Here is a 16,056-nt window from a genome sequence, read left to right as displayed (position 1 = left end):
AATGGTTACCATAGATAATGAGGGATAAATGACGTGTGTACTTATCGGTGAAGCGGCGAAAGTTCTTGGGGTGTCAACTGATACCATCCGACGTTGGACTAAACAGGGTTTGATTAAAGCGGGGCGTGATACGCGAGGAAATCGAACTTTCGATCTATTAGAACTAGAACGTTTGCATCGAAAAATCTCAGGTGATGGATCAACAGAGCATTTTGCAGTCTTGGCATCATCAGAACGGTTTAAGGAAGCTACTTGTATTGACTTATTTGCTGGGGGTGGGGGCACTGCTTTAGGATTTCACAATGCGGGAATTGAACATATCTTTCTCAATGAGTTCGATAAGTTCGCTGTGCAAACCCTAGAAAGCAACTCTCAGACCCATGAATTGGGCTGGAATATTGATAACTCAGATGTTCGTGCGCTTGACTTTGGCGGGATGAAAGCAAAGATTATACAAGCAGGTTTTCCCTGCCAAGCTTTTTCATATGCTGGTAAGAGCCGAGGGTTTGAAGATACTCGCGGAACGCTCTTCTTTGATTTTGCACGTGCCATAAAGGCTGTACAGCCGCAAATTGCTATTGGTGAAAATGTCAAGGGATTGGAACGTCACGATGAGGGTAGAACCTTAGTGACAATGCTTAATACCTTCGACGAGTTGGGCTATGACGTTAGCTATCGAGTGTTACGTAGTCAATACCTCGATGTGCCACAGAAGCGTGAACGGCTCATATTTTTTGCTGTCAAAAAGGGAATGAATCTTCCTATCCTGTTCCCGAAAGAGCGTGATTACATTATTACTCTACGCGAAGCACTCAAGGACGTTCCGCGGTCCGAAGGCTACTCCTACACGGAGAAGAAGGCTGCAGTCATGAGTTTGGTGCCTGAAGGAGGGTATTGGCGCGACTTACCTGACGATATTCAACGTTCATACATGGGCGCCTCATATTACCTTGGGGGTGGTAAAACAGGCATGGCGAGAAGAATGGCATGGAATGAGCCGTCACTAACGCTGACATGTAACCCTGCACAAAAACAGACTGAGCGGTGCCATCCATCTGAAACTCGACCTTTTACTGTACGTGAGTACGCACGGATCCAGACATTTCCTGACAGCTGGGAGTTTGCCGGATCGGTTGCTAACCAGTACAAACAGATTGGCAATGCAGTGCCGGTAAATCTTGGTTATCATATTGGGCGTTGCGTATTGGCATCACTTGGATATGTTGAACGTGATGAAACAATGATTGAAGTTGAACCGATCAAGATCGGTGAAAAGTGAATTTGATTAGTGTTTGTTAATTCGTTTAAGTCTTAATTCGATAATCCATTAGTGGTTCATTTTGATTCTTTGTAAATGTTAATTTGTAACTCTCAATACCTTGAAATTGATAAAACAAACAGTAATTATTCTTTTTCTTTAATTTGAGGAAGATGTGTCATCAAATGCTATAGCCTTGTATTAAGGAGGCCAATTCGTCCTTTCATGTGAAAGCTGACCGTCACTTGTCTTTTCACTGACACCCCTACAATAGGGTGCCCAAGCACTGGATTTTTCGGTACTGTTAGGGGCGACGCAAGGAGGAACATGGCACTGTCTGATCGCGAGCGTGAAATGCTCGAAGAGCTCGAAGCTCAACTTAAGGGAGAAGATCCGAAGTTTGCAGATGCACTTCGTTCGAACACACAAGGTATTCCAACTCGTATGACTTTCTCACCCCGCCATCTGGTGTTGGGAATCATTATTGCTGCACTTGGACTCGGTGTTGTGGTTCTTGGTGTGTCTTCGGAAATCACCCTTGTTGGCGTGGCAGGTGCGATCGTCGTTTTTGCCGGTTTGTGGTACCTGTCCACTGGTGCACGTCAGGTTCCTGTCTCCGTCGGAGCGCAAAAGCCTAAACAGCGTGCAACATCTTTTATGGAAGCACAGGCTGAGCAGTGGCGTAAGCGACGTGAGGAGGGTGGACGCTAGTCCTCCACTTTCCTCCACCAAAATTTTCTTTCGGCTTTTATGACCCAGAGATTTTATCTCTGGGTCATATTTTATGCCGGTGAATGTGGCGAAATATCCATTTTCCTCCACCTGATTTTTCCGCGATATTAAGCGAATAATTCATGTGCGACACGCGTCATACATCTTGATTGTGGGGCAAAGTGGGGTAAGGTGGAGGGAAGTTGAGGAAGGGGGTGAAGCATGTTCCTTGGAACTTATGAGCCGCGGCTCGATGTCAAGGGTCGGCTGATCCTCCCTGCCAAGTTTCGCGATCAACTTGCCTCAGGCTTGGTGATTACCCGAGGCCAAGAGCATTGTCTGTACATCTATCCCATGGCGGAATTTGAAGATGTGCTCGCTCGGCTTCAGCAAGCCCCGCTCACCTCGAAGGAAGCACGGTCCTATACGCGTATCTTCCTTTCGGGCGCGGATGATCAGATCCCTGATAAACAAGGGCGCATCACTATCCCGGCAGCACTTCGCTCCTATGCGAGCCTCGATCGGGAGCTGTCAGTGATCGGCTCTGGTTCTCATCTCGAGGTCTGGGATACGGCGGCATGGAACGCGTACTTGGCAGACAACGAATCTGACTTCGCAAATCGCGAAGACGAACTCATCCCTGGAGTTTTCTAAAATTTTCGTTCCTCCCCGGTGTCCTGCGGTTATTCCCCGACTTCAGGGCACCGGGAGGAAGCGATTATTGGTGACAGAAAGAAAGGAACGGCACATGGCTGACGCAGATGACAACGCACTTCACGTGCCAGTCCTTCTCGAAACCTGTGTGGATCTGCTTGCGCCTGCTTTGACCGATGGAACACTGCTCATTGATTGCACTTTAGGTATGGGCGGCCATACGGAGGCTTTCCTATCCAGGTTCCCGAAGATCCGTGTGGCGGGTATTGATCGTGATCGGCAAGCAATCGCGTTGGCGTCAGATCGTCTGTCACATTTCGGTGAACGCTTTATTCCAGTTCATGCAACCTATGACGCCGTAGCAGACGTGGCGCAGCAGTATGGTGTGGATGGCCATGCTGACGCTATCTTGATGGATCTCGGCGTCTCATCGCTTCAACTCGATGAAGTCGAGCGAGGCTTCTCCTACGCTCATGACGCTCCACTGGACATGAGGATGGACAACACGGCATCTCGGACTGCGGCAGATATTCTTGCAACGGCGTCGGCTGGAGAACTGGCTCGTATCCTTCACCGTTACGGCGAAGAAAAATTTGCTAAGAAGATCGCCATGCGCATTGTTCGCGAACGTGACAACGCTCCGATCACGCGCACTGGGCAGTTAGTAGAAATTGTCCGCGAGTCAATTCCAGCCGCGGCACGTCGAACTGGTGGAAACCCAGCCAAACGCACGTTCCAAGCGTTACGTGTAGCAGTGAATGACGAACTTGGTGTTCTTGAAACAGCAGTGCCAGCAGCAATCGATGCGCTTCGTATAGGAGGGCGACTCGCGGTGGAGTCGTACCAAAGCCTCGAAGATCGCATCGTGAAGGATGCGATGCGCATTGGTCTCGTGTCTTCAACACCTCCAGGTCTTCCGGTCGAACTCGAGGATCATCAACCATTTCTTGTCTCGCTTACACGAGGCGCAATTAAAGCCGACGCCGAGGAAATCGAACGCAACCCGCGTAGTGCCTCTGTCAGACTTCGTGCAGTTGAAAGGACTGCGCCCACGCCCGAGCACATTAAACTTACAACTTCAGGAGTAGCTCAATGACTGCACTTGCCAATGCACGCCCCGCGCGCCAAGTTTCCCCAGTAATTTCGGCTCCTGGACTTTCTGTCGTTCCTACACCAGCCACGGCGCGCGGATTCTTTGGCACAGTTGCGCTGTGCGCTGGAATTTTTCTGGGTGCGATGGGCGTCGCATTCCAGCTCAACACACTCATGGTTCAGGGCGCGTACGATTTAAAGAACATTAATGTTCAGATCAATGAGGCAGCTGCGAAGGCAGCCACTTTAGAAAAGGAAGTAATCGCAGTTTCTGCGCCTGCCAACCTTGAGCAAGCAGCAAAGAAATTGGGAATGACACCGGCAACTGCATCGAAGTTCCTGGATCCAAATACCGGAAAGATCGCTGAGTTCGCTCAAAAGAAGTAGGGGAGTTGATGGGGAAGCTGCACGTGATCACCGACAGCCTTCGGCAGCGAATTGCAGGAACCGAATCGTTTAAGTCTCCCGAAGAGCAAGTCACCTACACCCGATTCCGTCGGATTGTTGCCATCGTCATGGTGGCATTATTGATTCTCGTTTCGCGCTTGCTCTACCTGCAAGTTTTTGTTGCGAACGAGCTTGCGTCCACCGCTCGAGAGTTCCGCACCCGCTCCTACACTCAGGAAGCTAAGCGTGGAGATATTTTGGACGCTCATGGCGCAGTTCTTGCGACGTCAATCGAGCGATATAACGTTCGAGTCAACCAGCCAGAAATCGCTACGTACACTAAATACAACGACGACGGTGAAATGATCGGTACCGGAGCAGCTCTTGCGGCGAAGGAACTGGCTCCTGTCCTCAACATGGATCGTGCAGAACTCGGTGGAATCCTCCTCGGAGGTCAGAAGAAGACACAGTGGGGACTTGTCGCATCGGACATCTCGCCTGAAAAATGGCGTGAAATCAATGCTCTCGGCATCCGTGGAATTTATCCCGAACGCTTCATGCAACGCTCCTATCCCAATGGCAACGTTGCAGGTACAGTCCTTGGATACGTGGGACAAACCGATAAATCCACTGAAGTCGTTGGGCGAGCGGGAATCGAGCAGTGGGCGAACTCGACGCTTTCAGGAAAATCTGGGCAACTCACGATCGAAGTTGGTCCGGCAGGAACGGTTTTCCCTCAAGGCGTGAATAAAGAGGTGCCGGCGGTCGACGGCGGTAATGTGAAACTGACGATCGATCGTGACCTACAAAAGGTCGCTCAAGAAGCGATCCAAGAATCTGTTGATCGTTTTGGCGCAAAGTGGGGTGCCGCAGTCGCAGTCGAAATTGGCACTGGTCGAGTGATCGCTCTGGCTGACTCTCACGAACCAGATCCGGGCAATCTGGCTGCCGCAGATCCGTCCAATCTGAATTCACGCGCGGTCTCCGCTGTCGTCGAACCGGGTTCCACTGGCAAAGTGATGACCTTCGCTTCGGCAATTGACCAGAAGACCGTCAACCCGCTTTCCACGTTCCTTGTCTCGTCTAACCGGCGCATGCCTAATGGTGAGTTGATCCATGACAATGATCCTCACCCGACACAGATGATGACTACTGCAGGCATTTTGGCGCTGTCGTACAATTCGGGTTTGGTTCAAATCGGCGATACGCTCGATGACAAGGTTCGTTATGACTACATGACGAAGTTTGGCCTCGGATCTCCTACCGGTATCGAATTGCCGGGAGAATCGAAGGGAATTTTGCGTAACTACAAAACGTGGGGAAACCGTGAGCATTACACCACCATGTTTGGTCAAGGCTGGGCTGCTACCCCGATGCAACTAGCACAAATGGTGTCCATTATCGGTAATGGTGGAGTCAAGGTTCCCCTTCACCTTGTCGAGGGAACCTATGATCGGGAGGGAAAATTCACTCCCAAACCCGTCGGAAAATCGATGCAGGTGATCTCGAAGGAATCAGCCTCCACAATGGTTAAGATGATGGAGGCTGTGACGCAACCGGGGTCAACGGCACCGCTTGCTCGTGTTGATGGTTACAACGTTGCGGGAAAGACTGGAACTGCGCAGGTTCCGGATACGAATGGCAAGCTCACGCGACGTGTGGGATCCTTCGTCGGACTTATTCCTGCTGAGAATCCTCAAATTGCAGTTGCGGTTGCTGTCTCAAACCAACCGCCGCCTGGCTACGGTGGAGAGGTCGCTGCTCCTGTCTTTTCGAAGATCGCAAGTTTTGCCATGCGACAGCGTCAAGTACCGCCCTCGACGCAACCGTTGAAGAAGTTCCCCTGGACGAAAGCTGAAATGTATGCTGCGAAGTGACCATACGCCGTCAACCTCGTTAAGTGATCTTGCGCAGTTAGTTGGCTCTTCCTCGCCCGATGTGCAGATCACAGGTGTGGTGATGGATAACCGGGCTGTGCGTAACGGGGATCTCTTTATTGCGATGCCCGGTGAACGGGTCCATGCGGCACGCTTCGCGTCTGCTGCAGTCGATGCTGGCGCTGTCGCCGTCGTGACCGATGCCGAAGGTGCACAGATCGCGGGAGAGCTCAATGTTCCAATCATCGTGGTTCCGGACGTCGCGGCAATTGCGGGGACGCTCGCTGCAGCAGCATATGGCACGCCGGCAACGCGGCTGCGTTCCTTTGCTGTCACCGGTACGAACGGTAAGACAACGACGACCTTCATGATCGATTCGATTCTGAGCAAACTGGGCGTGACCACGGGACTGATTGGGACGGTTGAGCTTCGGCTTGCTGGGCAGACAGTGCCTGCTCGTATGACGACGCCTCAACCTGACGAGCTTCAAGCGATGCTTGAAGTCCTGTGTGAACGCGGTGGAACGGATCTTGTCATGGAAGTGTCTTCTCACGCGCTTGCCCAGGGACGCACACGTCCCATTCGTTTCACTGTTGCCGGTTTTACCAACCTGACTCAGGATCATCTGGATTTTCATCAGACCTTTGAAGATTATTTCGGCGCGAAAAAGGTTCTTTTCGATGTTGCAAACTCCTCACGCTGTGTCATCACAGTTGATGACGACTATGGACAGCGCCTTTTTGACGAAGTGAGTAGGGAACGAGACGGTGTTGTTGCGCTTTCGCTACATGGCAATGCTGCACCGGGTGGGTGGAGTGTCAGTGAGATTGTCGAGTCTGAACACGGACATTTATTTACGCTCACTGATCCTACCGGCCGCCGTATGCGCACTTCAGTGACACTTCCTGCAATATTTAATGTCGCCAACGCTGCTCTGGCGATTGCGATGGTCGCCGAAAGCGGCGTGCCATTCGATGAACTTCGCGCCGCTATCGCCGACGGCGTTTCTCCTGTCGTCCCCGGGCGCATGGAGGTTGTTGCGCAACAGCCACGGGTCGTGGTGGATTTTGCCCACAACGAAGATGCCCTCGCCAAGGCCATGGATGGGTTGGGAACTGTGGACGGCCGTCTCATCGTCGTGACCGGATCGGCGGGAGATCGTGATAAAGGCAAACGTCCAGCGATGGCACGCGTTGTCTCCCAACATGCTGATTTGACAATAATTACAGACGATGACCCTCACTATGAAGATCCTGCTGCTATTCGGCGCGATCTGATCTCCGGGATTGTCGAGGGAGCGAAGTATCGTGAGATTGCGGATCGCCGTGAGGCGATCCGGTGGGCGATCGACCAGGCAGATCCAGCTGATACGGTGTTATTGGCTGGGCGAGGACATGAGACTGCTCAAAATTACGGAGACTTTTTTATCGATATCGACGACCGTGAGGTTGCACGAACCTGTGTGAAGGAGAAAAACGAGCAATGATCCAGATGACTCTTGCACAAGTGGCGCGCGCGGTCGGCTCGTATCACGAGTCAGACGTGGCTGTGACGGGTGTATCCACCGATAATCGTACGGTCACGGCCGGTGACATTTTCATCGCCATTCAAGGGGAGCGCGTGGATGGCAATAGTTTTGCCGGCCAGGCTCTCGCTGCAGGTGCGGTTGCTGTCGTGACATCAGATCCCGACGCCGCCGTCGCTGGTGGTGCCGATCCTTCAGCAGTCATTAAGGTTACCGACGTCGTTAGTGCGTTGGGTGACTTAGCTCGGGAGAACTTGCGTTTGCTACGTGAATATGGACGCCGCGATCTCAAGGTTGTTGCCGTCACTGGATCGGTTGGAAAAACGACCACGAAGGACTTGCTTGCAGCGATGTGTGCACACCGTGGTCCGATCATCGCTCCTCCAGGGTCATTCAACAACGAACTCGGAATGCCATTGACTGTCCTGCGTGCCGACACTGAAACGGCGACGCTCGTATGTGAAATGGGAGCCGATCATATCGGTAACATTAAATATTTGACGTCGATTGCTCCGCCGGATGTCGCAATCGTTCTCATCGTGGCTCGAGCCCACTTGGGGGAGTTTGGTGGAATTGAGAATGTCGCTAAAGCAAAGAGTGAACTTGTCACCGGGACAGCGCCAGGTGGCGTCGTTGTTCTCAATGCTGACGACCCGCGCGTGGCAGCCATGGCTCAGCTTGCTCACACTCCCGTCGTAACATTTTCGAAGGCCAATAATGGCGACGTCGTGGCCAGCGACATTGAAATTGGAGCGGATTCGCGTGCGACATTTACTCTCAGTACTAGCCAAGAACATGCTCGGGTGAGCTTGCGTTTGGTGGGTGCTCATCACGTGGCAAATGCTCTTGCTGCAGCAAGTGGTGCGCTACAGCTTGATATACCGTTCGATCAGATCGTCGATGTGCTCAATTCCACGGGTCCAGCTAGCGCCCATCGCATGGATGTGTTCGAGGCTGAGTCCATGACCATCATTGACGACTCCTACAATGCTAATCCTGATTCGATGAGGTCTGGCCTCGATGCGTTGGCACAGATCGGTGAAGGTAAACGAACCGTGGCAGTTTTGGGCTCGATGCTTGAGCTTGGCGCAGAGAGCGAAATTGAGCATCGTCATCTTGGAGACTACGTCGCTCAATGTAACGTCGACGTCGTCGTCGGAGTGGGGGAGGAAATGGCGCCGTTGGTTGACCAACTCCAGACCCGCGGACGCACTGCGACCCTCACCGACGCTTCGAGCGCAGGGAGTGTACTTTCCACGATCCTTCGTCCGGGTGACGTAGTCTTACTCAAGGGCTCTAACGGATCCCATGTGTGGACTATTGCCGATGCGTACAAGGGGAAGTAACAGATGGTTTCGATTTTGATTGCGGTTGCATTCTCCTTGGTGATGACCTTGTTCGGTACGCCAGTGTTTATCCGCTTTCTCCACAAGCGCCAGTACGGTCAGTTCATTCGTGACGATGGCCCAACATCGCACCAAGTCAAGCGCGGTACCCCGACGATGGGTGGCGTTGTCTTCATTGTGGCCGCAGTCTTGGGCTACTTTGTGGCCAATCTTCTCACTGGGCGTGCTCCGCGCGCCTCGGGTTATCTTCTTGTTTTTCTGACAGTGGGAATGGGACTGGTAGGATTCGCCGACGATTTCACGAAGGTTTCGCGTGAACGTTCCTTGGGACTGACACCGATGAAGAAAATTGTTGGACAAGGTCTCGTCGGCATTATTTTCACTGTGCTTGCTTTGCAATTCCACGACCATCTGGGGCGCACCCCTGGTTCCACTGCGATTTCGATTGTGCGTGCCACTCCGTTGAACCTGGCGTTCGCTGGTGTCACCCTTGGGATTATCCTGTTCGTTATCTGGGGGAATTTCCTTATTACGGCGTGGTCTAACGGTGTGAATCTGACCGATGGTCTTGATGGTCTTGCTACCGGCGCATCAATTATTGCCTTCACCGCATATTCCGTGGTGTCGATCTGGCAGTCCTACCAAGCCTGCCACACAGTTCTCGGGGCGGCTCCCGGATGCTACTCTGTTCGTGATCCGCGTGATATTGCGATCTTTACGGCAGCTCTTGTGGGTGCTCTGCTCGGATTTTTATGGCACAACACCTCTCCGGCCCAGATTTTTATGGGGGATACGGGATCGCTTGCCTTGGGCGCAGCTTTCGCCGGCGTGTCGATTTTGACCCAAACACAGATCCTTGCTGTCGTCTTGGGCGGACTTTTCGTCGTCATCGTTTTCTCCGACGTTATTCAGGTGGGAATGTTTAAGGCAACTGGCCGACGGGTGTTTCGTATGGCTCCGTTGCATCACCATTTTGAACTCAAGGGATGGAAAGAGGTCACGATTGTGGTCCGCTTCTGGCTGATTCAGATTTTGTTTGTTGCAGCAGGCTTGGGTCTGTTCTACACCGAATGGCTGGCAAAGCAATGATCCCCACTGCGCCAGATTTCGCGCATAAGCGCATTGGCATTCTTGGCCTTGGTAAATCAGGAAAAGCTGCATTTGAGGCGTTGCGTGCTCATACGCAGGCAGAGCTGTCGGTATGGGACTCGCGACGCGAAGCCGTTGAGATGTTTGATGCCGAGGGAGGCTCGGATCCCGACGGAGAAGTTCTGGTTGCTCACTTGCTCGCCTGGCGTCCTGACATTGTCGTCATCGCGCCGGCGTTCCGACAAAGTGGGCCAGAATGGGCTGCTCTTCGTGCCAGCGGAGTATCTGTCTGGTCAGAAATCGAGCTTGCCTGGCATTTGCGTGCGCAACGCTCCGATGGAACATTTGCTCCGTGGCTCGCTATTACAGGCACAAACGGAAAAACAACGACAACCACGATGCTTGAGTCGATTCTCCAGCATGGCGGACTGCGCGGAGTTGCTGTAGGAAATGTTGGCAATCCGGCGGTCACCGCTGTCAGTGATGAATCTGCAGATGCCCCGGGTGCTTTCGCGTTCGAGTTGTCGTCATTCCAGCTGGCAGCGACGTCTTCAATGTCGCCAACAGCGTCGGTGTGTCTCAATATCGACGATGATCATCTTGAATGGCACAACAATCGTCGCGAATACCACGATGCGAAGGCCAATGTGTACAACCGCACCCAAGTCGCTTGTCTATATCCTGTCGGCGATGACGAAGTACAAGAGATGGTCGACGACGCTGACGTCGTCGATGGTGCCCGAGCGATTGGACTGACGCTCGCAGTGCCATCTGTCGGACAGATCGGTTTGGTTGACGACGTCGTCGTTGATCGTGCGTTCACTCCCCAGCGCTACACTCACGCAGCGGAAATTTTCACCGTCGCCGATATTCAACATCTCGCACCTGAAGGCAGCGACCTGCCAGTGCATATGATGAAGGATGCTATGGCGGCCGCTGGTCTCGCTCTCGCGATAGGGATCTCTGCGGAGAATATTCGCGGTGGTCTACGCTCGTATCAGCCCGGTCACCACCGTATTGAATTAGTTGCCACGATTGACGGCGTGCGATATGTCGACGATTCAAAGGCGACGAACGCTCATGCAGCTCGCGCTTCTCTTCGCGCCCAGAATGATGGATCAGTGATCTGGATCGTGGGCGGACAGGCCAAAGGCGCACATTTCGCCCCACTCGTCGACTCTGTTCGCAACAAGTTAGCGGGAGTCGTCGTCATTGGCATTGACCAGCAGCCATGGGAAAAGGCGCTCGCGGGGGTGGAGTTTCCGGTTCACTATGTCGATCCCAATTCGTCAACACCGATGGATGACGCTGTGGCGTGGGCAAGCGAGCGGGCAACTGCTGGTCAGACAGTTCTGATGGCTCCGGCCTCGGCATCGATGGATCAGTTCGCATCCTATGCTGATCGTGGAGAAAAGTTCCGCGAGGCGGTTGAGAAGGTTCGCTCATGAATAGCTCTTTGACCATACGTGATCGACGGATTCGTGACATTATGTCTCAATCGCTTATGATCATGATGGCTGCAACTGCTGTCCTTGTCGCAATCGGCGTGTTTATGGTGTTTTCAGCGACCGCGCCTTCGTCAATCCGCAGTCTCGATGCAGATCCGACAGGGAAACTCTTCGCAATCGCCATTAAGCAAGCAGCCTTTGCGGTAGGAGGAGTAGTTGTTGGCTTGTTGATTGCCAAGTTCATTCCTGCTCAGCTTATTAAAGTGACAGCGAACGGAATTTTTGGTGGTGCGCTTGCCCTTCAGGCAATGGTTTTTGTGCTCGGTTCGCGATCTATTGGAGGAAACACAAACTGGATACGCGTTGGCCCTGTTTCTCTCCAACCCTCGGAGTTTCTCAAAGCTGCGTTGATTATCTGGCTCGCTGTTGAACTCTCACAGCGTACAGTCAAAGAAATGGCTGATTGGCACAACTTTCGTCGTCCCATTTTCGGCTTTGTAATCGCTATCGGATTGGTCTTTTTCGGCGGTGATGTCGGAACAGGGCTGATTTTTATTCTGATTGCAGTTGGGCTGGCGTTTATGGCTGGTATCACGCTGAAAGTATTCACTGTTCCTGCGATTGCCGGGGGGCTTTTGGTAGGAATGATGGTGGCATTTCGTCCGTCGCGCATGAACCGCATCGCCGATTTTCTCTCAAATTTTTGGGATCTCCCTGATATTCACGAACCTACCCAGTCGGATTACGCCCTCTTCGCATTTGGCTCTGGGGGCGTTTCCGGAGTGGGGATTGGTGCTGGAAAAGAAAAATGGCGTGATCTGGCTGAGGCTCATACCGACTTCATTTTTGCTGTGGTTGGAGAAGAACTGGGTTTCCTCGGATGCGTGACGATCATCGCGCTGTTCGTTGCTCTCGGATGGGCGCTCATGCGGATCTGCTTGTTCCATCCGGATCGTTATGCTCAATTCGTTGCAGGCGGGACTGCGCTGTGGCTTATTGGACAGGCAACTGCCAATATGTTCGTTGTGAGCGGCCTGCTGCCAGTTTTCGGAGTTCCTTTGCCCTTTGTCTCGATGGGCGGTTCTTCTATGATTGCTTCGCTCGTCATGCTCGGGATCGTGGCGGGTACTGTTCTGGCCGTACCGGGAGTGCGCCAATCGCTACGTGTCAATCCCCGACTGGCGTCAAAGGCCACATCTGTGCTGAGGAGGAATCGATGACATCCTATGTTCTTGCTGGCGGTGGCACGGCGGGTCACGTCAACCCGTTGATTGCTACTGCGAACGCGATCATCGAAGAAGACCTTGGCGCACGTATTTGTGCGGTTGGAACTCCCGGGGGACTCGAAGAAGAGCTCGTGCCACATGCGGGTTTTGAACTCGAACTCATTGAACGAGCTCCGTTCCCTCGCCGCCCTGGCATAGCAATGCTGATGTTCCCACAGAAGTTTCTCCGTGCGGTTGATTCAGCCACTCATCTTCTGCGCTCTCGTCATGCTGACGTCGTTATTGGTTTCGGAGGTTATGCGTCAACTCCGATCTACCTCGCTGCTAGAAAACTCGGAATTCCTATCGTTGTCCACGAAGGAAACGCTTCACCAGGACTGGCCAATAAGCTCGGCGCTCGTTTCGCTGACGTCGTTGCACTAACGTTTGATTCAACTCCGTTGTCTGCCCGACGCGGAGAAACGATCACTGTGGGTTTGCCGTTACGCCACGTCATCCAAGATCTTGCGGAATCTGATCGCGCCGAAGCCCGAGCGTTGGCTATCGCGAAGTTTGGGTTGGATCCATCGCGCGAGGTTCTTCTCATTACAGGAGGTTCACTTGGAGCCGCTCATCTCAATGAGGTCGCGAGTGAATCGTTAAACGCGATCCGTGAACGTGGTTTCCAAGTCCTCCATATCACAGGCAAAGGGAAAGCTGACGCAGTTCGTCAGGCAGTTGGCTCTGACAGTGATTACGTTGTTCTTGAGTATCTCAACGAAATGCAGGATGCGTATGCGGTAGCTGATCTTGTCCTGACACGTTCGGGCGCGGGGATGGTGGCAGAGCTTTCGGCTCTGAACATTCCTGCGATTTTTGTTCCACTTCCGATCGGCAATGGTGAGCAAGAGAAGAATGCAGCCGATGTTGTCAGCGCGGGGGGAGCAGTGCTTGTGCGTGATCGAGATTTTCATCGTGAGCGTTTTGTCCAACTTCTCACACAGCTCGATGCGCAACGTCTTGCGCAGATGAGGGACTCACTTGATGGAGTCTCACCGATGGATGCAGCGGCAGCGCTGGGACAGATTGCGATGGGAGTAGCGAAGTGAAATTTCATTTGATTGGTATCGGCGGCGCTGGGATGAGCGTAGTCGGCGAGTTGCTGTTAGCTCAGGGTGCCCAAGTGTCTGGTTCGGATCGCAGCGAGTCGGACAATACCCGCACACTCGAAGCAGCTGGCGCGACAGTTTTTATTGGACACGATGTCGCAAACGTTGATCCTGATGCTGTTCTCGTGGTGTCTTCAGCGATCAAGGATTCGAATCCAGAACTCGCGGTGGCACGATCACGTGGACAGCGAGTGCTGCATCGTAGCCAAGCGCTTGCATTGGCTGCGGGCGATCGTGATTTCATTGCGGTAGCAGGAGCTCATGGCAAGACGACGACGTCGGGGATGCTGGCAAGCGCTTTGGCAGAATTGGGGTGTGATCCATCGCGAGCTGTCGGATCTACCCTTGCTGGAGGGGAACCAGGTGGATATCTCGGCACAGGAACGATGCTCGTGGCAGAGGCAGATGAGTCAGATGGCTCATTCTTGAATTATTCGCCACGGGTGGCGATTGTCACGAATGTGGAGCCAGATCATCTTGACCACTATGGCACTCAAGAAGCATTTGAAGAGGCCTTCGCAGAGTTTGCTCACACAATTGTTTCTGGTGGATTGCTTGTGGCGTGCGCTGACAATGACGGATCCTTACGGCTTGCTCAGGCAGCGCAGATGGATGGAATTCGGGTGGTGACTTACGGACGTTCGCAGGGTGCGGAGAATCACGTGAAGGTCGTCGACGTCGAAACTTCCGATGGAATGGCTAGTGGTGTCTTCGAATTTGCAGGAAAGAGCTATCCGGTATCGCTGGCAGTTGCTGGCGCGCACAATCTCCTCAATGCTGCTGCGGTATGGGCAGCGGGTGTCGAACTTGGAATCGAGCCTGGAGCAATGGTGCAGGCGCTCGGAGCTTTTCATGGCACGGGTCGGCGCTTTGAACTGCGCGGTGAGGTTGACGGTATCCGTGTGGTTGACGACTACGCTCACCATCCGACTGAAGTGGAGGCCACACTTGCCACTGCTCGTACAGTAACGGATGGACGTGTTCTTGTTCTCTTCCAACCACACCTATATTCACGGACACGCAACTTTGCTGACCGTTTTGCTCAAGCTCTTAGCCACGCAGACGTTGTTGTCGTGACAGCTGTCTATGCTGCCCGCGAGGTTCCCGACGACGGCGACGAAGCAGATGTCATCGTGCGTCATCTTCCTTCGGCCCAGTTTATTGCGGACATGGTTGAAGCGACTCACTTTATTTCATCCCAAGCGCGTACTGGCGACCTCATCCTGACGATGGGTGCTGGCTCGGTCACCACGATGGGGGATGTGATCCTCGCCGATTTGGAGCAGCGATGAGACCGCCGTCGAGGCCGAAAAAGCCTCGTGCCCTTGAGCAGAAGCCTGTGGGGGAACGCTCCCATCAGGAAGTCTCGCCACCGCGTGTCACACGACGTTCACGTGAGGACTCAACCGCACGTAGGGGCTTACCGGTTGACAGCGAATTAGTCTCTGTCGCGAAATCCAAACCTCGTCGGCGTTTATCTCTGTACTGGTTCGCAGGAGCGATTGACCGCCTGCGTCATCCGAGTGGTGACGAGTTATCGCTGAGGAGGGCGGAACGACGTCGGGAGCGCCAGCGCTCCTTTGCGCGCCGTCTTGGTATTTTAATCAGTGTGTTGGCGTGCCTGGGTATAATTGCCTGGGTAGTCTTTGGTTCTTCTCTGTTGCGCTACCGTTATCACGCTTCTGATGTCACGATTGTCGGGGCGCCTGGTGCTTTGACCAAAGCAAAGATTGAGAAGGCGGCACGCTCGCTTGAGGGGACGTTGCTTTTGACAATGGATGTTGATGCCGTGGAGAAACAACTTCTGGACGACATTCCTGAAGCTTCCACTATCACCATTGATCGTCAGTTCCCACGAACGCTAGTGATTTCGGCGCGTGCTGCACGCCCGGTGGCGTGTATGGGAGATGCCCAAAACTGCACGGCAGTGACCGAGAAGGGGCGCGCAATGGAAGCGAGCGCCAAGATGAAGAGAGGGTTGCCTATTCTCAAAGCGTCCGGATCATCCCAGAAGGCTCAAGCCAATACTCGGCTGGGGATTTCGGTGCTTGCTGCTTTGCCTCCCAAACTTCTTGGGCAAGTCAAAGGGATTGATATCAGTGACGCCGGTCTGGTTTCTATGGAACTCAATGGCTCGAAGACGGTCTATTGGGGTGATGCCTCGGAAAACGCCCTCAAGGGAAAAATTGTGATCTCTCTGATCCAAACAGGCGCATCACAAATTGATGTGTCGTCGCCTTCGTCACCCGTGACCAAGTAGAGTCGATCAATTTCGTAACACGCCCAGTATGTCGT

14 protein-coding genes are annotated in these 16,056 nt (G+C 53.2%); all 14 read left to right on the top strand.

From position 1 onward, the window contains the following. The first annotated feature begins 28 nt into the window (after nt 1-28). The 14 genes from dcm (at nt 29) to ACTOVJ_RS04555 (ending at nt 16,021) form a co-directional block, all read left to right on the top strand. Complete coding sequence (gene dcm, locus ACTOVJ_RS04620; protein WP_449504094.1) at nt 29-1,279, top strand: DNA (cytosine-5-)-methyltransferase; 1,251 nt, start codon at nt 29-31, stop codon at nt 1,277-1,279. A 306-nt stretch (nt 1,280-1,585) separates the two neighbouring features. After that, a complete protein-coding gene (locus ACTOVJ_RS04615) occupies nt 1,586-1,969 on the top strand; it encodes a DUF3040 domain-containing protein (protein ID WP_449502268.1) in 384 nt (127 codons plus the stop codon). A gap of 222 nt (nt 1,970-2,191) precedes the next feature. Further along, entirely contained in the window at nt 2,192-2,623 is a 432-nt protein-coding gene (mraZ, locus tag ACTOVJ_RS04610) for a division/cell wall cluster transcriptional repressor MraZ (protein WP_449502267.1), read from the top strand. Between the two features lie 94 nt (nt 2,624-2,717). Beyond that, nucleotides 2,718-3,719 (top strand): 16S rRNA (cytosine(1402)-N(4))-methyltransferase RsmH, encoded by a 1,002-nt coding sequence (rsmH, locus tag ACTOVJ_RS04605; RefSeq protein WP_449504093.1) that lies wholly within the window; start codon nt 2,718-2,720, stop codon nt 3,717-3,719. Further along, nucleotides 3,716-4,102 carry a cell division protein FtsL gene (locus ACTOVJ_RS04600; RefSeq protein ID WP_449502265.1) on the top strand — a complete coding sequence of 129 codons (387 nt, stop codon included), beginning with the start codon at nt 3,716-3,718 and terminating at the stop codon, nt 4,100-4,102. The genes rsmH and ACTOVJ_RS04600 overlap by 4 nt, the downstream gene beginning before the upstream one ends. Nucleotides 4,103-4,125: 23 nt before the next feature. Next, the gene (locus ACTOVJ_RS04595) at nt 4,126-5,979 is read left to right on the top strand and encodes a peptidoglycan D,D-transpeptidase FtsI family protein (RefSeq protein ID WP_449502264.1); all 1,854 of its coding nucleotides are present in this window, start codon (nt 4,126-4,128) and stop codon (nt 5,977-5,979) included. Next, nucleotides 5,966-7,465: a UDP-N-acetylmuramoyl-L-alanyl-D-glutamate--2,6-diaminopimelate ligase gene (locus ACTOVJ_RS04590; protein WP_449504092.1), complete on the top strand. Its 1,500-nt coding sequence runs from the start codon at nt 5,966-5,968 to the stop codon at nt 7,463-7,465. Before ACTOVJ_RS04595 ends, ACTOVJ_RS04590 begins: the two co-directional genes overlap by 14 nt. Continuing rightward, nucleotides 7,462-8,850, top strand: a complete 1,389-nt coding sequence (locus tag ACTOVJ_RS04585; protein WP_449504091.1) for a UDP-N-acetylmuramoyl-tripeptide--D-alanyl-D-alanine ligase — start codon at nt 7,462-7,464, stop codon at nt 8,848-8,850. Before ACTOVJ_RS04590 ends, ACTOVJ_RS04585 begins: the two co-directional genes overlap by 4 nt. A 3-nt stretch (nt 8,851-8,853) precedes the next feature. Next, a complete protein-coding gene (mraY, locus tag ACTOVJ_RS04580) occupies nt 8,854-9,939 on the top strand; it encodes a phospho-N-acetylmuramoyl-pentapeptide-transferase (protein ID WP_449502866.1) in 1,086 nt (361 codons plus the stop codon). Next, nucleotides 9,921-11,387, top strand: coding sequence for a UDP-N-acetylmuramoyl-L-alanine--D-glutamate ligase (murD, locus tag ACTOVJ_RS04575; protein ID WP_449502260.1), 1,467 nt, complete (start codon nt 9,921-9,923; stop codon nt 11,385-11,387). The genes mraY and murD overlap by 19 nt, the downstream gene beginning before the upstream one ends. Beyond that, on the top strand, nt 11,384-12,607 hold the full coding sequence (locus tag ACTOVJ_RS04570) for an FtsW/RodA/SpoVE family cell cycle protein (RefSeq protein ID WP_449502259.1): 1,224 nt from the start codon (nt 11,384-11,386) through the stop codon (nt 12,605-12,607). Before murD ends, ACTOVJ_RS04570 begins: the two co-directional genes overlap by 4 nt. Further along, nucleotides 12,604-13,701 carry an undecaprenyldiphospho-muramoylpentapeptide beta-N-acetylglucosaminyltransferase gene (gene murG, locus ACTOVJ_RS04565; protein ID WP_449502258.1) on the top strand — a complete coding sequence of 366 codons (1,098 nt, stop codon included), beginning with the start codon at nt 12,604-12,606 and terminating at the stop codon, nt 13,699-13,701. The genes ACTOVJ_RS04570 and murG overlap by 4 nt, the downstream gene beginning before the upstream one ends. After that, a complete protein-coding gene (gene murC, locus ACTOVJ_RS04560) occupies nt 13,698-15,053 on the top strand; it encodes a UDP-N-acetylmuramate--L-alanine ligase (RefSeq protein WP_449504637.1) in 1,356 nt (451 codons plus the stop codon). Before murG ends, murC begins: the two co-directional genes overlap by 4 nt. After that, the gene (locus ACTOVJ_RS04555; RefSeq protein ID WP_449504090.1) at nt 15,050-16,021 is read left to right on the top strand and encodes a cell division protein FtsQ/DivIB; all 972 of its coding nucleotides are present in this window, start codon (nt 15,050-15,052) and stop codon (nt 16,019-16,021) included. The genes murC and ACTOVJ_RS04555 overlap by 4 nt, the downstream gene beginning before the upstream one ends. Nucleotides 16,022-16,056 lie beyond the last annotated feature (35 nt).

This window comes from Arcanobacterium sp. (ex Cirak et al. 2026), assembly GCF_053585065.1.
The sequence above is the reverse complement of the archived record's forward strand: the minus strand, read 5'-3'. Positions and strand labels throughout refer to the sequence as shown.